This window comes from Halarchaeum sp. CBA1220 (genome assembly GCF_003721175.2).
GTDB classification, from domain to species: domain Archaea; phylum Halobacteriota; class Halobacteria; order Halobacteriales; family Halobacteriaceae; genus Halarchaeum; species Halarchaeum grantii.
Genome location: NZ_CP054709.1, coordinates 140,394 through 159,259 on the forward strand (window position 1 = coordinate 140,394; position 18,866 = coordinate 159,259).

Sequence of the window (18,866 nt, forward strand, 5' to 3'; positions counted from 1 at the left end):
GCACTAAATGCTCTATCTACACATAAACTGCCGGAGTATTTCACACGCCTATTCAGGGGTGTCGCGTGCGTCGGTCGTTCTCACACGATGTCTCCAGGTACCTCACTTCGGCGGCTCGGACAGTTCCTCGAGGAGTGCGAGGAGCGTCCCCCGATTAGGGTCCGGCCCGGAAGCGTCTCGGTGACCGAGTCGGATGCTCGCGCGACCATCGAACTCGCCCTCGACGGCGCGTCGGGGTCGTCGATTCGCCTCCACGACGCCGACTTCGAGGACGACGCGCTCGCGCTCACGCTCGACACCGCGGACGCCCTGCCAACCGCCGACGACGTCAGCCTCGCGCTCGCGGACGTCACGTTCGACTCGACGCCGACGGCCGTCGTCACCGCCACCGTCCCGGCCGCGTCCGCCCCGCAAGCGCCCGCCGACGACCGCGTCGCGTCGCCCGCCGACGTCCGCGACCCTGACGTTCCGGCGTTTCGCGACGAACCGTATCTCGCGGCGCTCTACGCGCGCCACGATACGTTCGCCGAGATGGCCGACGCCATCGAGATGGACGTCGCCGACGAGACCGTCCGGCGTTACATGATCAAGCACGACATCCACAGCCCCGACAGCTACGGCACGACGAGCGACGAGGCGGACGCGACGCCGAGCGCCGCCTTGGACGCGGAGACCGCCGTCGCGGGCGAGGACGCCGCGCCCGAACTGCTTGCGGACGGGATGGGACTTCCGGAGTCCGTGGCGGTCGACGAACTCGTCGACGCGGTGAACGCCGCCGAGACGGTTCGTGAGGTCGGTGACGCGCTTGGCCTTGAGCGCATGGACGCCTTCGAGTTACTGAAAGACCTCGACCTCCTCGAGTGCGTGCTCGGCTGCCTCGACGCCACCGACGGCCGCGAGGTGAACCGCGACCGGATAGTCGCGCGTCTCCGCGAGGCCGCCGTGCGTTAGTCGCTCGCCGCGACGACCTCGATTTCGACGGCTGCGCCCTTCGGGACGTCACCGACGCCGATGGCGCTCCGTGCGGGCGGGTCCTCGCCGAACCGCTCGCTGTACGCCGCGTCGACGGCCTCGAAGTCGTCGATGTCGTCGAGGTAGATGGTCGTCTTCAGGACGTCCTCGAACCCGAGACCCTCGGCGGCGAGAATCGCCTCCACGTTCTGGAGACATTGCGCGGTCTGCTCCGCGACCGGCGCGTCATCGAGGAGGTCGCCGTCCGCCGTGAGCGGGAGTTGGCCCGCCGTGAACACGAGGTCGCCGTTCGTCGTCGCCTGACTGTACGCGCCGACAGCGGCCGCCGCGTCGTCCGTGCTGATGGTTCGCTTCACACCCAACGAATCGGACCCGTCGGTGGTAAAACCGCCCGCCGACGCCCGAAACACGACCTCTCGCTCACCTAGGAGTTCTTGGTGACGTCGTCGACCGCGTAACCCGCGCCCTCGATCGTGTCGATGATGGCCGCGGCGTGCTCCGCGCCGTTCGTCTCCACGCGGAAGACGAGGTGGGCCTCCCCGACGGCGAGTGAGTCGACCGCGCGGACGTGCCGGACGTCATGGATGTTTGCGCCGCGCTCCGCGATGAGCCCGGAGAGGCGCGCCATCTCGCCGGGACGGTCGTCGATGCGGACGCGTAACCGGAGCGTCTGCCGGCGGTCCGTGAGCGCGTGCACGAGCACCGTCTGGAGCATCGTCATGTCGAGGTTCCCCCCGCAGAGCAGGGGCATCACTGTCTCGCCCGCGACGTCGAGGTCGTCGCTGAGGAGCGCGGCGACCGAGGCCGCGCCCGCCCCCTCGACGACCTGCTTCGCGCGCTCGAGGAGGAGGAGGATCGCCTGCCCGATCTCGCCGTCGGAGACCGTCACCACCTCGTCGACGTGCTCCTCGATAGTGCGCAGCGTCAGCTCGGAGATCCCGCCGGTCGCGATGCCGTCCGCGATGGTGTCGGTCTCCTCGAGGGTGACCGGCGCGCCCTTGTCGAGGCTCTCGTGGACGGTTTCGGCGCCCTCGGCCTGCACGCCGACGACGCGGATGCTCGGGTCGTGGTGCTTGATGGCGGTCGCAATACCCGAGATGAGGCCGCCCCCACCGATGGGGACGATGACGGTGTCCATCTCCGGGCAGTCCTCGTACATGTCGACGCCGAGCGTGCCCTGCCCGGCGACGATGTCGGGGTCGTCGTAGGCGTGGACGAACTCGGCGTCCGTCCCCTCGACGAGCGACTGGGCGTACGCCATCGTCTCCTGGAAGTCCTCGCCGACGAGCTCGACGCTCGCGCCGTAGTCGCGGGTCGCGTCGATCTTCGTCTGTGGGGCGTTCTCCGGCATCACGATCGTCGAGTCGGCGCCGCACTCGGTCGCGGCGAGTGCGACGCCCTGTGCGTGGTTGCCGGCGCTCGCGGCGATGAACTCCTGGACGCCGCGCTCGGTGTCCTGCGTGATCTTGTTGTACGCGCCCCGCGTCTTGAACGACCCCGTCCACTGGAGGTGCTCCATCTTCAGGTGGACGTCCGCGTCGACGAGCGACCCGAGCGAGGTGCTGCGGTCCACGGGTGTCCGCTTCACGACGCCGGGTTCGAGGCGCTCGCGTGCGCGCTCGATGTCGCGATACGTCACCACGCCCGCCGTCGTGTCGCTCATTCGTGTACCTCCGTCTCGTCGTTCGTCCGCTCGCTGACCATGCGTCCGTATACCACGAATCCCATGCTGCACACGAGCGCGCACGCGCGGAAATAGGTACGCGTAGACGCCCCTCGACGCGCTCGCCGAGCCGCGACTTATGCCCTCGAAAAATGCCGATACACGCTGTCAAACGCACTAACTACCTCTTCTAGCACGTGACTCCAATTGCGATTTGCGTCGCGAAACACAGCCAAACACAACCTATCGACTATTTTACCCTTCGTGGTTGGTCGTGGCTCCGTGCCCGCCGCGTACGGGGCTGGCGAAGGATTATACGCGCCTCTCGTGATGCACGGACGATGACGTACGAGACAGTCAGAGAGACCGACCCTGCAGTTGCGGACGCCCTGACGGGCGAGCGCGAGCGGCAGAACGACACCCTCGCGATGATCGCGAGCGAGAACCACGTTAGCGAGGCCGTGATGGAGGCCCAGAGCTCCGAGCTGACGAACAACTACGCCGAGGGCTATCCGGGCGGCCGCTACTACGGCGGCTGCGAGTACGCCGACGACGTGGAGGGGCTCGCCATCGAACGTGCGAAGGAGCTCTGGGGCGCCGAGCACGTCAACGTCCAACCCCACTCGGGCTCGCAGGCGAACATGGCCGTCCTCACGGCCATCCTCGAACCTGGCGACACGGTTCTCTCGCTGGACCTGACGCACGGCGGGCACCTCTCCCACGGCCACCCCGCGAACGTCGCCGGGAAGCTCTACGACGTGGAGCACTACGAGGTGGACGACGAGACGGGTCGCCTCGACTACGCGGGCCTCGACGACCTCGCGCGCTCGGCCGACCCGGACGTCATCATCTCCGGGTTCTCGGCCTACCCGCGGACGGTGGACTGGGCGGCGATTCAGGAGACCGCCGATGACGTGGACGCCCACCACCTCGCGGACATCGCGCACATCACGGGCCTCGTCGCCGCCGGCGAGCACCCCTCGCCCGTGGGTATCGCGGACTTCGTGACGGGGTCGACACACAAGACGATTCGCGCGGGCCGGGGCGGCATCATCATGTGCGACGAGGAGCACGCGGACGACGTTGATTCCGCAGTCTTTCCGGGGATTCAGGGCGGCCCCCTCATGCACAATATTGCGGGGAAAGCCGTGGGCTTCGGGGAGGCTCTCGGCCCCGAGTTCGAGGCGTACGCCGCGCAGGTCGTGCGGAACGCCGACGCCCTCGGTGACGCCCTCGAGATGCACGGTCTCTCGCTCGTTTCGGGGGGGACGGACACCCACCTCGTGCTCGTCGACCTCCGCCCCTCCCACCCCGACACCACCGGAAAGGACGTCGAGGCGGCCTTAGAGGAGACGGGTATCGTCCTGAACGCGAACACCGTGCCGGGTGAGACGCGGTCGGCGTTCAACCCGTCCGGCATTCGCGCTGGCACGCCCGCGCTCACGACGCGCGGCTTCGAGGAGGCGGAGATGCGCGAGGTCGGTGACCTCATCGCGCGCGTCGTCGATGCCCCCGAGGACGAGTCCGTCCTCGCCGAGGTGAGCGCCGCCGTCGACGACCTCGCGGCCTCGAACCCTCTCTACGAGTAACGCGGCCCACCGCTCACCTCGAGTCCCTCATTCGGTGGTGGCTCCCCATACCGTGTGCTAGGCCGCCCTAAAAGGAAGCGTTCGGCGTATCGTATCGGACTCTTGTCCAGCCAAATACTACGTTAGTACACCGAATACAAGTACCCACCACTCAATTACAACGATACCCGCGTAAAATAAGTGTTTTATATTTTACTAGTTGTGTTCGAATAGTGGCGTTTTACACCCGATGCGGGTCGCGCCATAGACATAAGTGGGAGTCCGCAGTACTCCGAAACGGATACGCAGATGACTGAGACAATTACACTCGAGGAGGCGAGGGACGTGATAGAGGCGGCAGAGGAAGCGGCCGAAGAGATGGGGCTGGCGATGGTGGTGACGGTGGCGAACCCGGCGGGGAACCTCGTCGCTCAACATCGGATGGATGGGGCGTGGCTGGCGAGCGTCTCCATCTCGCGGAACAAGGCGTACACGGCGGCGGCGCTCCAGATGCCGACCCACGAGCTGGCAGACCCCACCCAACCGGGCGAATCGCTCTGGGGGCTCCAGACGACCGACGAGAACCGCCTCGTCGTCTTCGGCGGCGGCTATCCCCTCGAAGTGGACGGCGACATCGTCGGCACCGTCGGCGTCAGCGGCGGCGAGGTCCCACAGGACATGGCCGTCGCCGAAGCCGCCGTCGACGCCTTCCAGGACACCATGGAGTGAGCGATGGCGGATGCTGAGTCGCCGCCGGCCGAGGCGACGAGTCGCGTCGAGCGCCGCCGCGCGTTCCACGTCTATCCGGAGCCCTCGTGGTGTGAGTTCCTGACGACGAGCCGACTCGTCGACTGCGTCGAAGCCATCGGCGTCGACGAACTGTACGTCGGACGCGACGTCATCGCCCCCGAGCACCGACTCGGCGTCCCCGACGCCGACGTCCGCGAGCGCTGGCGCGAGCGCGCCGCAGAGCACGGCGCGCGCCCCGATGTCCTCGACGCCACTACGGGTGGCACGACCGGTCTCGTCGCCGTCCTCGAGAAGGGCCCCGGGCCCGTCGTCGGCCTCCGCGTCGACATCGACGCGCTCCCGGTCGAGGAGGCGACCGGCGACGACCACGACCCCGCACGCGAGGGATTCCGCTCGCAAAACGACGGCGTGATGCACGCCTGCGGGCACGACGCCCACATGACGATCGGTCTCGGCGTCCTCGCGGAACTCGCGTCGAGCGAGTTCTCCGGGACGTTCAAGCTCTTCTTCCAGCCCGCCGAGGAAGTGCTCGGCGGCGGCAGGCCGATGGTGGAGAGCGGTCACGCCGACGACCTCGATGCGTTCTTCGCGCTTCACGTCGGCTTCGGCCACCCGACCGGCACCGTCGTCTCCGGCGTCGAGAAACCGCTCGCGATACGACAGACGCGCGCCACGTTCACTGGCGACTCCGCGCACGCTGGCTCCGCACCACAGGCGGGCCGCAACGCCATGCAGGCGATGGCGACAGCCATCCAGAACGTCTACGGCGTGTCGCGCCACGCTGACGCCCTCACGCGCGTGAACGTCGGCCGCGCCGAGGCCGGCACCGCCTCGAACGTCGTCGCCGAACGCGCCACAATCGACCTCGAAGCGCGCGCCGGCACGAACGACGTCCTCGCGTACCTCACCGACCGCGTCGACCGCGTCCTCGAAACTGCCGCCGAGATGCACGACTGCGACCTCGCGACGACGACCATCGGGGAAGCACCGCGCGTCGACAGCGACGACGCGCTCGCGGACGTCGTCGGCGCCGTCGCACGCGGACACGCGGACGTCGAGGCCGTCCGTCCGAGCGCCGCCCTCGGCGCCAGCGAGGACGCCACTTACTTCATGCGCCGCGTCCGGCAAACCGGCGGTCGCGCCACCTACGTCGTCGTCGGCACCGACCATCCAGGCGGCCACCACACGCCAACCTTCGACATCGACGAAGCCAGCCTCGACGTCGGCGTCGACGTGCTTAGCGAGGCGATCCGGCGGACGCTCGCGGGCGACGCCAACTGCTGACCACCGCCAGGCGGTCGCGTCGAGCCCGCAACCGCTCGCACCCAGCCACACTCGCTCATCGGCCGCTCGGAGAAAATACACCTAAACGGTATAGGTATAAGGTATAGATACAACGTATACCTAGGGAATACCCACGAGCTAATCGAGTAGTCCCTCACCGATTATACGTATAATAATAGATAGAGCGTGCATCACTTCCTCCTATATCTATCTTGCATTATGGTTCTGTATTCCGACGATCCATCGCAGGTGTTCGGGCGTCGACCCTCGCTCAACGGGGAATGATTCCGGCCGCCTCAAGCATCAGTGATTCGTCCTTTACCGCCGTCGCGGCCGTCGGTTCCGTAGGTTCACCTCCGCCGAAACACGCTGTATGACTCTTTCTCTGTCCTTTTCTTTCCGAACCGCGCGTAAGATAGGGGCATGTTCCCGCCCAGCTTCCGGTCGTCCATGTCGATTCGATCCAGCGGCACTGGGGAATACTGAGCGAGACGCCACGCTTGCACGCTCCCCCTCAGCCCAGCCGTCGATCAAGAAATACCTCTATTATATAGAATATATTCCATTCTTATATTTTCTATGGGCTTCCGAACAGCGCTAGCGTATTCGCCGTTCACCTGTTTCCCGGTGTCCATAGACTCACCCTCACCGTCACCGCGCTCGACGGGCATCCTGATGCGGTTGTTTCCTCTCACTCCGCCCAAGCCAAGCAGTAGGGCCCGTGAACTCCACCGTAATGCTCTAGACCTGATTGTAATCGGGGAATTCCGCCGCGAAGCCGTCGAAGCGGTTGATTCACTCCGCCCGTTCGGGTATTACAGGTATAGCTGTGTAATCCACTCGGTCCGATTCGACCGTCCGGCATCTCGTACGGTAGGTCGTGCGCACCCCACGACTTCGGGCGTACTGGTCGACGTATCCGGTGTTCTCGACTGTTTCCCGTCTATCCATCCCGCATACCTATCAACTCTATAGATAGTTACGTGTGTGGAGTGTTCTCGTTTCGGAGCGGACGTCTGTGGTCAATTTCGGGTGGGTGTGACCAGCTGACCGTCCGCTCGTCGGTGAGTGCAGGGTCGCTCCTCGAGCACGCGACGGTGCGCCGGCGGAAACCGACGACTCGAGGGACTATTCGTACGATAACGGCCCTGAAGCGCCGAAAATAGTGGTGAATTCGGATGCGGTCGCTCTCTCATCGTCGCGACCGTCACGGACCGGACGGCCCACGGCACTCGATGCGTGGTGACGGCCTGTCAGCGCCGATACAGCGCGCTATCCGGACCGCTGGCCCGGATAGGCGTCGCTTGTGTCTTTCGTCCCCGTGGTGACGGCCGCCGCCCACTCGTCACAGAAATACGTTCGCTTTTTTAGACTCTCAGACGGAAATCGAGGCACCAGAATACTTATCTTCTAACGAATGATTATTAGAATCGCTCTTCAGAAGAATATTTTCCACTAGCCGACTTCGCCCCTTCGGTGTGGCGTGAGCGACGGCGTTCGTCTCGGAGGTCGCGGCGTCCATCCGGCCCCGACGCGCGCTCGGACGTCACTCCCTCGTCGTTCGACTGCGCTCCTCCGAAAAGACCTAACGCTCGGGTGTGGTAGTTGATCCCGATGACATCCCACGTCGTAGTTCTCAGCACCGGCGGCACAATCGCGAGTACGGCCGGCGAGGACGGGGCGGCGCCGAGCCGGAGCGGTGCCGAACTCGTCGACGCTGTCCCCGAGATAGCGGCGTACGCGGACATTGACGTGCGGGACGTCGTCCAGACGCCGAGCTTCGACATCGACCCGAGCGACATCGCGGCCGTCGCACGCGGCGCTCGCGACGCGGCCGCTGAGGGAGCGGACGGCGTCGTCGTCACGCACGGCACCGACACGATGGAGGAGAGCGCCTACTACCTTGATCTCGTACTCGACCTCCGGATTCCCGTCGTCCTCACCGGTGCACAGCGCCGCCCCGACGAAGTGAGTCCCGACGGCCCGAGCAACCTCCTTACCGCGGTTCGCGCCGCGACGAGCGACCACCTCGCGGGTGCCGGCGGCGTCTACGTCGCGTTCGACGACGCACTCCACGCCGCGCGCGACGTCACGAAAGGCCACACTAGCGCGCTCTCGACGTTCGTCTCCCCTGACGCGTGCCCGGTTGTCCGCTTCATGCGCAGGGGCGAGCGCGTCTTCCGCGAGCCCGGCAGTCGCTCGGTCACGCTCGACGCGACCGAGACGACGGCGGACGTCGCGATGGTGAAAACGGGCGTTGGCGTCGGTGACCGCCAACTTCGCGCCGCCCTTGACGCGGGCGTCGACGGTATCGTCGTCGAGGGAACTGGGCTCGGGAACACGACCGGGGAGCTCGGTGACGCTATCAGTGACGCGATCGATGCCGGTGTCCCGGTCGTCGTCACCTCGCGCTGCCACGCCGGCGCCGTCGCGCCCGTCTACGGCACGGCCGGTGGCGGCGAGACCCTCCACCGCCACGGCGCCATCGACGGCGACGACCTGCCCGCGCACAAGGCGCGCGTGAAGCTCATGCTCGCGCTCGCGGCGGCCGACGGCACCCTCGATGCGGTCCGGGACGCGTTCGCGTAATCGTCGTCCAGTTCCCTCGACGTGTCGCTCACACCGCGTCGGCCTTCGCCGCCGCGACTGCGTCGATGACGTCCTCCATGTTGTCGGTCAGCGGGTAGACGACAGGCTCGGTACAGCCCGCCTCACAGTAGTCGCCGAGCCGCTCGATGACGTCCTCGCGCGTCCCCGTCGCGACGATGTTCCGCACGACTTCGTCAGGGACGTACTCGGCGGCACGCTCGATGTCCTCGGCGCTCGCCGGCCAGTCCAACTCCTCCTTCACGCGCGCCGCGTTCTCCTCGGAGATGCCCGACGCTTCCGTGATGTGGGGCTGCTGGCCGATGTACTGCGTCGCGAGCTCGCGCGCCTCGTTGAGCGCGACGTCCACGTCCTCGTCCATCGATACCGCGATGAGCTGCGGGCGGTCGACGTCGGCCATCGACCCGCCCTGCTTCTTCACACCGGCCTCAAGGCGCTTGAGGCCGCTCTCGACGTGCTCGGGCGGAATGAAGTAGTTCATGAAGATACCGTCGACGATGCCTTTCCCGACGAGCTCGCCCGTCATCTCGTGCATCGTCTCCCCGGTCGCGCCAATGTAGATGGGGACGTCGCGTGGCTCGGCGTCCGAGCGCACGAGGTCGAGCTCGATGTCCTCGACCTGAATCTCCTCGCCGTCGTAGGTGACGTTCTCGAGGTCGAGGAGCTCGCGGGTGACCGTGCAGTACTCCCACATGTGCCGGAGGGGGTTCCCGCGGTCGATGCCGACCTTGCTCGCGAGCGGGTCCCACCACGCGCCGATGCCGAGCTTCATCCGCCCCCCGGAGAGCTCGTCGAGCGTCGAGAACGTCTGCGCCATCAGCGCCACGTTCCGCGTGTAGCAGTTCGTTACGCCGGGCGCGATGTCGATGTCGTCCGTGACCTGCGTGTACGCGCCCATCACCGTCATCGCATCGCGGACGAGCCGCGATTCGCCCTGCCAGACGGAGTCGAGGCCGGCATCCTCGGCGTACTGCGCGTAGTGCAGTTCGTCCTCGATATCGGGCTTCTCCCAGTTCCAGATGCCGGCACGGGTGAAGTCGCGCTCGAACCCCATCAGCGCACCTCCGTCGCCGCGTCGGTCGATTCCTCGGTCTGCTCGAACCACATCGCGTTAGGCATACCAACGATGTACTCCTCACCAGCGTAATAAATGTACGGGTGGCCTTCTAGATTGGTGATAAGTTACTGTATGCACTCCTTCTACGAGAAAAACCGACTGACTGGGCGACGAACTCTCCTCAGACGTACTCGCTCTCGCTCTCGTAGACCGTCGGGTCCTCCTCGTACTTCTCCGCGACCGTTTCTAGCGTGGTGAACGAGGCGTTCTCGTGCTCTTTCACGTAGCCGATGAAGTCCTCAAGATGCGTGATCATGTGTGGAAGGCCGTGGATGTCCGGGTGGATCGTTAGCGTGTAGACGCCGGCCCCACGGCGGTTGTAGAGGAAGTCGAACTGGCGCTTGTAGTACTGTTCGTACATCATTTTCGGGTCCTTGTAGCCCGCGTGGTAGTTCGGCTGCTTGATGAACTGCATCGCGGGGATGTCGTCGCGGAACCAGCTGATGGGTATCTCGACGACGTCCGTCTCCTCGCCCTTCTCGTACGGCGTCATCCACGTCTCCGCTGGCTGGTCGTACTGGATCTTCTCCCACCTGTCGCCCTTCCGCATGTAGGTGGGGTCGAACTCGCTCTCCATCAGGCTGCTGTCGTAGAGGAAGTCGTACTTCTCGACGAGATCGGGCGTGTTCTCGCTGTACTCCCACCAACTCGCCCGGTGACCGACGGGCTTCTCGCCAGTAAGGTCCTGGATGAGGTCAATGGACTCCCCGATGATGAAGTCCTCCTGCTCGCGCGAGAGGTCGGTCGGGTTCTCGTGCGAGTAGCCGTGCACGCCGATCTCGTGACCGGCGTCCGCGACGGCACCGACCTCCTCCTCGAACGTCTCGATGGTGTGGCCGGGGACGTACCACGACGTGTCGATGTCCTCGTCCTCGAAGAGTTGGAGCATCCGGGGAATACCCTCCTCGCCGGCGCAGAGCCCCCGCGAGAGGTCGGCGAGCGAATCTTCGCCCCCGTAGGACCCAAGCCAGCCTGCGACACAGTCCGCGTCGACGCCGATAGCGATGTCTACATCTCCCATTGTTCGCGCCTCCTAATCTTTTACCCCACATCTTATATCTATTTCCCTCGGCAATCCTCAACTATTCTGAATAAATAATGGACGGACGTCTTTTGATTTGATCGGATCTAATGCATCGCATCCCCGCCGTCGGGACTCAGCGTCTGCCCCGTGTAGTAGTCGCCCGCGTCCGATGCGAGGAACACCGCCGTCGGCGCGACGTCCGCGACGCGTCCGAAGCGTTGCATCGGGAGCTCGGCGGCCTTCTCCGCCTGCCACGAGTCGCTGATGTCATCGAGAAGCGGGGTCTCGACGGGTCCGGGCGCGATGGCGTTCACCGTCACCGCCGGCGACACCTCTCGTGCCAGCGCACGTGTCATCCCGATGACGCCGGCCTTCGCCGCCGAGTAGTGGACGAGCTCGGCGCCGCCCTTGATGCCCAACTGCGAGGCGACGTTCACGATGGTCCCCGACCCGCGCTCGAGCATCCCCGGGAGGACGAAGCGCGTCGTCAAGAAGACGCCGCGGAGGTCGACCGCCATCGTCTCGTCCCACATCTCCACCGGCATCTCCGCGAGCGGGGCCTGCGTGAGGGTGCCGGCGTTGTTCACGAGGACGTCCGGCGTCCCGTGCGCCGCCTCGACGTCCGCGACCATCGCCCGGACGCTCGCCTCGTCGCTCACGTCGCCCGCGAGGGCGACCGCGTCGCCACCGGCCGCCTCGATGGCCGCGACGACGTCGTCGGCCCGTTCTCCGTCGTCCGCCGTCGGCCGGTGGTTCACCACGACGGTCGCGCCGGCCTCGGCGAGTGCGCGTGCGATTCCCGCACCGATACCGCTGCTCGCGCCCGTCACGAGCGCCAGGGCGTCGTCCAATCGAAACATCACTCCCAGACTCGTAAACGAGGGACAAAAAATACTATCGGGGGCTGCATGTTTCGAATAAACCACAATATACGGGTGTATGTAAACCTAATATACGAACTGCACCAAAAGTGTTATCTTCACGCCTGTCTCAGTCGCAACTGATGAGTACGGAAACGATTCGAGTAGCGTCCCTCTCGAAGCGCTTCTCACGCGAGCGGGTCCTGCACGGAATCGACCTCACGGTCGACGAGGGCGAGTTCTGCGTCGTTGTCGGGCCGAGCGGCTGTGGCAAGAGCACGCTCCTGAAGTGTATCGCCGGACTGGAGTCGTTCGACGACGGCGACGTCTACCTCCGCACGCGACCCGCAGAGGAGGTCCCCGTCGAGGAGCGCGACATCGGCTTCGTCTTCCAGGAGTTCGAGGAGACGCTCTTCCCGCACAAGACCGTCCGGGAGAACGTCGCGTTTGGCCTCGAACAGCAAGACACTGAGTACGGCGACGATGAACTTGAGGAGCGAATCGACGAGATGCTTGAGCTGCTCTCCATCGAGGAGACGAAGGACGACCTGCCGGGCACCCTCTCCGGCGGCCAACAACAGCGCGTCGAGGTCGCGCGCCAGTTCGTCCGCGAGTGCGACATCATGCTCCTCGACGACCCGCTCGCGGACCTCGACTACAAGCTCCAGAAGCGCATGGAACTGGAGATACGCAGGCTCCACGACCGCCTCGGGAGCACGTTCGTCTACGTCACCCACAACCAACAGCAGGCGCTGACGCTCGCGGACACGCTCGTCGTGATGAATCGCGGGCGCATCGAGCAGGTCGGCACCCCGCGCGAGGTGTACTCGAACCCGCGGACGGCGTTCGTCGGCCGGTTCGTCGGTGACTCGAACCCCTTCGTCGCCACCGTCGCGGACGTCGACGGCGAGACGCTCGTGCTCGACGCGGCCGTCGGGCGGATGCGCGCCACCGCCGTCGGCGACGTCGCCGTCGGCGACGAGTCGCTCGCACTCCTTCGCCCGGAAGCCGTCACCGTCGACGACCCCGACCGCGAGAACGCCTACGACGGCACCGTCGTCGGCACGACGTACACGGGCGAGGAGACCGAACTCAGCGTCGCGGTGTCGGGTGTCGACCGGACGGTACAGGTCGTCGAACCCGGACGCACCGCTGTCGCCGAGGGCGACGACGTCACGGTCGCGTGGGACGCGAGCGACGCGCAGTTCTTCGAGGACCTGAGCGTGGCCGGGACGGAGACGATAGACGAACTACTGGAGGTCTGACCATGTCGAAGCCGAACACAACGCCGGACGACGCGATCACGGACGGAGCACAGGACGCCGTTCTCGACGTCTCGGAGCTGACCAAAATCTACCCCGACGGCACGCTCGCCGTCGACGCGATCAGTTTCGACGTCCAACCGGGAGACTTCTGCGTCATCATCGGCCCGTCGGGCTGCGGGAAGTCGACGACGCTGCACTCGCTCGTCGGCACCATCGACGTGACCGACGGCGACATCACGCTGGACGGCCGCGACATCACCGACGCCCCGACGTACGAGCGCGACATCGGACTCGTCTTCCAGGACTTCCAGCTCTTCCCGCACCTGACCGTCGCCGAGAACGTCGCGTATGGTCTCGAACGAACCGGCGTTCCGGACGCGGAGCGCGAGGAGCGCGTCGCGGACACCCTCGAGTTGATGAACCTCACCGACCTCGCGGAGCGCCACCCGACCGAGCTCTCCGCCGGGCAGAAACAGCGCGTCGCGCTCTCGCGCAGTCTCGTGCTCGAGCCGAGCCTCCTCCTGCTCGACGAACCGCTCGGCGACATGGACTACAAGCTCCAGAAGCAGATGGAGCGCGAACTCCTGCGCATCCACCACGAACTCGACATTACGTTCGTCTACGTCACGCACGACCAGGTGCAAGCGATGCGGCTCGCCGACCAGATCGTCGTGATGAACGACGGTCACATCGAGCAGTCCGGGAGCGTCGACGAGGTGTACAACTCGCCCGCGACGGCGTTCGTCTCGACGTTCGTCGGCGACTCGAACACCTTCTACGGCACGATAACGGACGTCCACGACGGCGGCGAACGCGTGACGCTCGAGACGCCGTTCGGGGAGTTCCTCGCGGGGACGTCGAACCTCTACTCCTCGCCGGCCGACCTGCAGGGAGAGGAGATACCGTTCGCGGTCCGCCCCCAGTCGGTCACGCTCGGCGACGCGGGGACGAACACGCTCGCGTGCACCGTGACGGACGTCCTGCACAATCCGGGATCGGGGTCGCAGGTCATCCTCGAGGCGACGGGGCGCGACGGCGACCGCAAGGAGGTGCAGGCGAAGACCCGTGATAGCGGTGTCGACGTCTCCGGGGAGACGACGGTCTCGTGGACGCCCACCGACACGATCCTGCTGGAGCGGACGAGCGTGGTCGACGGCATCGACCTGAGCGAGGACATCCTCGGCGAGTAACCCGGCGTCCCCGCTCCGGTTCGGCTACTGTGCGGTCCAGCCGCTGTCGACGCGGAGCACGTGCCCGGTGACGAAGTTGCTCTCGTCGCTGGCGAGGAAGTCGGTGGCGTCCGCGACGTCCGCGCCTTCGCGTCCGAACGCGGCGGCAATCGCGTTCCCGATACCACTACTCGCACCGGTGACGAGGGCGACGCGGCACGCGAGTCAGTCCATAGCGACGACTCGTCCGTGACCGAGAAACACGCATCGACGAAGGCTGTTCAAATCGACGAGTAAGTGGGCATAAATGGACCATAATTCGGTGGACGGTAGACGAACGTACTCCATTCCGGCGCAGAACGAAATTTTTAGAAAGATTTAAGCCCTTCTGAACCACGGTTGGTAGTGTAACACATGGCATCTGGTATGAAGAGACGCAACTTCGTGAAATACGCCGGCGGCACGGCTGCCGCCGCAGGACTCGCGGGCTGTACCGGTGGTGGTGACGACGGTGGCGGCGACACGACCACGGACGGCACCACGACGACCGGCGGCGGGGGCGATTCGGGGTCCCGTCCCGTCCAGTGGATAGCGCCGGCGTGGGCCGGGCGCAGCGAGATCACCACCAAGTACAACGACGTGACGGGTATCGACCTCGAGATAACGACCGCGACGAACTCGACCACCCAGCAGCGCGTTCTCAGCGGCGGCCGGAGCACGCTCGACGCGTTCACGACGGACAGCGCCAACGCGGGCGCCATCACGTCCGACAACGACGCGAGCTACGCCATCCCCACTGCGGACCTCCCGAAGTGGAGCTCGGAGAAGATGGCGGACCTCTTCACGGACCCCGGGGAGACGCTCTCCTTCCTCGGCGAGCAGACCGAGACGTACAACGACCTCATGTGGGAGGACGAGGAGCAGACCGAACTCCGGTTCCCCCCGACTATCTGCAACTTCGACGCGATGGGGTCGAACCCCAAGTACGTCGACGATGTCTCGAAGTGGGGTGCGCTCTTCGACGACCAGTACGAGGGGCAGGTCGCCATCAACGGCGCGTCCGCGACGACGATCCCCGAGACCCTCATGTACCTCCTCGACAACGACATGGTCGAGGGCGATGTCGGGTCGCTGAACAACCCGACCGAGCAGCAAATCGACACCACGGTCGACTTCCTCGTCGACCAGAAGTCGAGCGGGCAGTTCCGCTCGACGTGGACGGCGTACGGGACGTCCGTCAACCTCATGTCGAGCGAGGAAGCCGTCATCGGCGACATCTGGCAGCCGGCGTGTCTCGACGTCCGCCGCTCCGGGACGCCCTGCGAGTACGCGACGATGAGCGAGGGCATCCAGGGCTACCGCTACTGGTACGCGGGCATCGCGCCGCTCAAGCCGGGCGCGCAGGACCGCAACAACATGGCCGAGGTGCAGTCGCTCATCAACGACGTCCACTGGAGCGCGTGGTTCCCCGGATACATCCAGAACTGGGGCTACTCCGTCCCCCACTACACGAACACAGACCTCGTTCGCGACGGCTCCGACGACACGGGCGAGGGCATGGGGCCCGAGTACTACGACTGGGCGTACGAGGGCGCCGCGACCTACGACTCCGTCGAGAACCCCGCGCTCTTCGACCCGCAGTCCTACGAGTGGTCGATGGAGGAGGGCGAACCCGCCGACGACGGCTGCGTCCGCGACAGCGGCCCCATCGAGGAACGCATCAACCGCATCGGCTTCTTCCAGATCTGGCCGGACAACGCCACCCACATGCTCGAGCGCTGGCAGGAGTTCAAGAGCGCCTGAGAGCCGATGGCAACAGAACACCGCGACCCGGACGGCGGCCGCCAGTGGCTCCCCGAGCAGTGGCGCCTCGGGGAGATGCACCTCCTGACCGGCCCGGCGACGCTGTGGTTCGTCGCGTTCCTCGCCGTCCCGCTCGCGATAATCCTCTACTACAGCGTCCTCACGTACAGCACGTTCAACGTCGTCCACGAGCTCACGCTGCACGCGTGGTCGACGACCGTCTTCACACAGACCACGCTCGCGGTGTTCGCGCGGACGCTCGTTATCGGCCTCGTCGTCACCGCACTCTGCCTCGTGGTCGGCTACCCGCTGGCCTACTTCCTCCGCTTCTACACGACGACGGTCGGCGGGACGCTCCTGCTGTTGTTCTTCGTCATCCCCTTCTGGACGTCGGGGGTCATCCGCACCATCGGCTGGCTCCCCATCCTCGGGAAGACCGGCGTCGTCAACCAACTGCTCATCATGGTGGGCGTCATCGACCAGCCGCTCTCGTGGCTGCTGTACTCGCCGGTCTCGCAGATACTCGGCTACCTCCAGAACTACGTCGTGTTCATGGCGGCCCCCATCTACATCTCGCTGTCGCAGGTCGACGCAGGCCTCCTCGACGCCTCCGAGACGCTTCGCGGCGACCACCTCGCGACGTTCCGGCACGTCACGTGGCCGCTGAGCCTCCCCGGCGTCGCCATCGGCTCCATCTTCGTCTTCGTCCTCTCCATCGGCAACTTCACTGTCCCGCAGTTCCTCAGCGGCGGTGAAGCCACCATCACGACGCTCATCTACCTCACCGTCAACAACGGCCTGAACTACCCGGCGGCCTCGGCGCTCTCCATCGCGCTCCTCGTCGTCATCTTCGCCGTCGTCTTCCTCCTGCTCCGCCGGGTGGACATCAGCGAAATCGCGCAGAGCTAAACGCTCCGCGCCACTCTCCCTCTCTTCGACGCCGCGACGTGTCGGGACGCGTCCGCCGAGCGCGCAGTCGGCACCCGTAGAAAGAGCGTCGTGGGCGCCGACCCACTTGCGTCAGTCGTCCTTTAGGTAGTCCGCGTGCCGCTCGGCGGCGTCGTCGTAGATGGCGTCGCCGGGGTCGGGCGCGTCCTCGCTGAACTCGGCGTCGATGGCGTCGTCGACGCGGAGGACGAGCGCGGCCACTTCCGTCGCGCTCCGGTAGCTGTCGAGGCACCGCGCGAGCGGGTCGAGGACGCCGGCGGCCGCCGCGTCACCGACGTCGCCGCCGGGGAGCACGACGCCCTGCCACGCGTCCTCGCGGTTCGCGACGCGGAGGTCCGCGACGGCCTCTATCGGGTCGGCGCCCGCGTTGCGCACGAGGGACGCGGGGAGGCGCTCGAGCGCGTCAGCGAACGCGGTCATCGCGAGCGCGGCGCGCGAGCCCTCGGCGCGCGCGGCGTCGCGGACGGCGGCCGCGGCGTGTACTTCTGCGCCGCCGCCCCCCGGGACGACGCCGGGCACGGAGCCGTGTTCGCCACGTGCCGCCGCGACGGCCGCCGTCGCCTGCCGAATCGCCGTCGCCGCGCGTTCGCCGAGACCGTCCGGCACGCCCTCGACGAGCGCGCAGACGGCGTCGGGGTCCTCGCACTCCTCGAAGACGGTCATCCGCCGCGTACTCGCGCGCGACTCCTCGCGTTCGATGCGGCGCTCCTCGACGACGCCGGCGTGACCGAGGTCGGCGGCGGTGATGTCGTGGAGGTCCTTGACGACCGTCGCGCCGGTCGCGCGTGCGACGTGCGCGAGCTTGAGCCGGTTGACCGCGCGGATGCCGACGACATCGTTCTCGGCGAGGAGCTCGAGGAAACCGTCGTCGATACCTAACTCGGCGACGACGACGTCGACGCCGGCGTCCGTGATGGTCTCCCAGACGTCCGCGCGCCACTCGTCGAAGACCGCATCGAGATCGTCGGCGCCGTGCTCCGCGTCGACGTGCGCGGTGTAGTCGTCGGGGAGGTCGGGGGTGCGGAGGCCACCGCGGTCGTGGCCACCGAGGACGAGTATGGACGCGTCCTCGACGCGCTCGGGCATCGCGTCGAGGACGCGCGCGCTCCGGTCGAGGACGGCGCCCCGGACGAGTCGAGAGTCCTCGATGGTCCCGTCGCGTATCGTGCGAACGGGGAGCGTCTTCGCGCCCGGGTAGCCGACCTGGTCGGCGGCGTCGCGCGCGACCTCGGCCCACTCGTCGGCGAGGCCGCCGATGTCGTTTCCGGTCATCGCCGTCCAGGCGACCGCGACGGCCGCGGCGGCCGGGTCGTCGAAGTCGGCGAGCGAGCGGGACACCTCGCGGAGCGCATCGCACGCGACGCCGTTCGCGACGTGGTAGCCCCGGACGATGTCGGTGGGGTGGACGCCGTCGTCCACGAGGTCGGTGGCCTCGCGAAGGAGCGCGGCGGCGAGGAGGACGCTCGACGTGACGCCGTCGGTGACGTCCTCGCCCTCGACGTCGGTGTCACCGGGGCGCTCGGCACCCACCAGTCGGCGGACGACGGGCGCGACGGGGTGCTCGAGGGGGAGCGCTTCGAGTATCGTCGCACCGTCGCTGGTCGCGGTGTAGTCGTCGACGGCGACATCACCCGGTCTCGGATCCTGACGCGATTTGAGGGCGTTGACGACGAGTTTGTCGCGCGACGCCGGCCCGTACGTGCTCTCGAGGGCGTCAGCGATTGCCGCGACGGCGACGGTGTTCGCGTGTGGGAACGACGGTTGCGCCTGCTCTCTCTCGCCCGCGCCCGCCGGGTCGACGGTGGGGTCTATCGGCGTGGACATCTATACGAACAC

General features: G+C 66.5%; 16 protein-coding genes. 9 read left to right on the forward strand and 7 right to left on the reverse strand.

Annotated elements, in window-relative coordinates; translation table 11 throughout:
- Window positions 1-87: 87 nt before the first annotated feature.
- Window positions 88-951: a hypothetical protein gene (locus EFA46_RS13975; protein ID WP_123078563.1), complete on the forward strand. Its 864-nt coding sequence runs from the start codon at window positions 88-90 to the stop codon at window positions 949-951.
- Here the strand turns inward: EFA46_RS13975 and EFA46_RS13980 are convergent.
- Both EFA46_RS13980 and ilvA read right to left on the reverse strand, forming a co-directional pair.
- The gene (locus EFA46_RS13980; protein WP_123078565.1) at window positions 948-1,328 is read right to left on the reverse strand and encodes a RidA family protein; all 381 of its coding nucleotides are present in this window, start codon (window positions 1,326-1,328) and stop codon (window positions 948-950) included. The two genes, EFA46_RS13975 and EFA46_RS13980, sit on opposite strands and share 4 nt — an antisense overlap.
- Window positions 1,329-1,396: 68 nt before the next feature.
- The gene (gene ilvA / locus EFA46_RS13985) at window positions 1,397-2,635 is read right to left on the reverse strand and encodes a threonine ammonia-lyase (RefSeq protein ID WP_123078567.1); all 1,239 of its coding nucleotides are present in this window, start codon (window positions 2,633-2,635) and stop codon (window positions 1,397-1,399) included.
- Between the two features lie 341 nt (window positions 2,636-2,976).
- Here ilvA and glyA point away from each other — a divergent pair, with 341 nt between their 5' ends.
- From glyA to EFA46_RS14005, 4 genes are all read left to right on the forward strand, one after another.
- Window positions 2,977-4,224, forward strand: coding sequence for a serine hydroxymethyltransferase (gene glyA / locus EFA46_RS13990; RefSeq protein WP_123078569.1), 1,248 nt, complete (start codon window positions 2,977-2,979; stop codon window positions 4,222-4,224).
- A gap of 288 nt (window positions 4,225-4,512) precedes the next feature.
- On the forward strand, window positions 4,513-4,932 hold the full coding sequence (locus EFA46_RS13995) for a heme-binding protein (protein ID WP_123078571.1): 420 nt from the start codon (window positions 4,513-4,515) through the stop codon (window positions 4,930-4,932).
- Between the two features lie 3 nt (window positions 4,933-4,935).
- Window positions 4,936-6,237 (forward strand): amidohydrolase, encoded by a 1,302-nt coding sequence (locus tag EFA46_RS14000; RefSeq protein WP_123078573.1) that lies wholly within the window; start codon window positions 4,936-4,938, stop codon window positions 6,235-6,237.
- Window positions 6,238-7,851: 1,614 nt separating this feature from the next.
- The gene (locus tag EFA46_RS14005; protein WP_123078575.1) at window positions 7,852-8,826 is read left to right on the forward strand and encodes an asparaginase; all 975 of its coding nucleotides are present in this window, start codon (window positions 7,852-7,854) and stop codon (window positions 8,824-8,826) included.
- A gap of 28 nt (window positions 8,827-8,854) precedes the next feature.
- On the opposite strand, the gene EFA46_RS14010 is transcribed toward EFA46_RS14005, so the two are convergent.
- From EFA46_RS14010 to EFA46_RS14020, 3 genes are all read right to left on the reverse strand, one after another.
- A complete protein-coding gene (locus tag EFA46_RS14010) occupies window positions 8,855-9,898 on the reverse strand; it encodes an LLM class flavin-dependent oxidoreductase (protein ID WP_123078577.1) in 1,044 nt (347 codons plus the stop codon).
- A gap of 184 nt (window positions 9,899-10,082) precedes the next feature.
- On the reverse strand, window positions 10,083-10,982 hold the full coding sequence (locus tag EFA46_RS14015; protein ID WP_123078579.1) for a polysaccharide deacetylase: 900 nt from the start codon (window positions 10,980-10,982) through the stop codon (window positions 10,083-10,085).
- A gap of 107 nt (window positions 10,983-11,089) precedes the next feature.
- Entirely contained in the window at window positions 11,090-11,845 is a 756-nt protein-coding gene (locus EFA46_RS14020) for an SDR family NAD(P)-dependent oxidoreductase (RefSeq protein ID WP_123078581.1), read from the reverse strand.
- A gap of 143 nt (window positions 11,846-11,988) precedes the next feature.
- On the opposite strand from EFA46_RS14020, the gene EFA46_RS14025 reads away from it, so the two are divergent.
- Both EFA46_RS14025 and EFA46_RS14030 read left to right on the forward strand, forming a co-directional pair.
- Window positions 11,989-13,110: an ABC transporter ATP-binding protein gene (locus EFA46_RS14025; RefSeq protein ID WP_123078583.1), complete on the forward strand. Its 1,122-nt coding sequence runs from the start codon at window positions 11,989-11,991 to the stop codon at window positions 13,108-13,110.
- Window positions 13,111-13,112: 2 nt separating this feature from the next.
- Window positions 13,113-14,300, forward strand: a complete 1,188-nt coding sequence (locus EFA46_RS14030; RefSeq protein ID WP_123078585.1) for an ABC transporter ATP-binding protein — start codon at window positions 13,113-13,115, stop codon at window positions 14,298-14,300.
- 24 nt (window positions 14,301-14,324) lie between these two features.
- On the opposite strand, the gene EFA46_RS16280 is transcribed toward EFA46_RS14030, so the two are convergent.
- Window positions 14,325-14,462 (reverse strand): SDR family oxidoreductase, encoded by a 138-nt coding sequence (locus tag EFA46_RS16280; protein ID WP_370529305.1) that lies wholly within the window; start codon window positions 14,460-14,462, stop codon window positions 14,325-14,327.
- Window positions 14,463-14,705: 243 nt separating this feature from the next.
- On the opposite strand from EFA46_RS16280, the gene EFA46_RS14045 reads away from it, so the two are divergent.
- The gene (locus EFA46_RS14045; protein WP_123078587.1) at window positions 14,706-16,082 is read left to right on the forward strand and encodes a twin-arginine translocation signal domain-containing protein; all 1,377 of its coding nucleotides are present in this window, start codon (window positions 14,706-14,708) and stop codon (window positions 16,080-16,082) included.
- Between the two features lie 6 nt (window positions 16,083-16,088).
- Entirely contained in the window at window positions 16,089-16,991 is a 903-nt protein-coding gene (locus EFA46_RS14050; protein WP_123078589.1) for an ABC transporter permease, read from the forward strand.
- Between the two features lie 111 nt (window positions 16,992-17,102).
- Here EFA46_RS14050 and EFA46_RS14055 read toward each other — a convergent pair whose 3' ends face one another.
- Window positions 17,103-18,854: a TCP-1/cpn60 chaperonin family protein gene (locus EFA46_RS14055; protein ID WP_123078591.1), complete on the reverse strand. Its 1,752-nt coding sequence runs from the start codon at window positions 18,852-18,854 to the stop codon at window positions 17,103-17,105.
- Window positions 18,855-18,866: the final 12 nt, after the last annotated feature.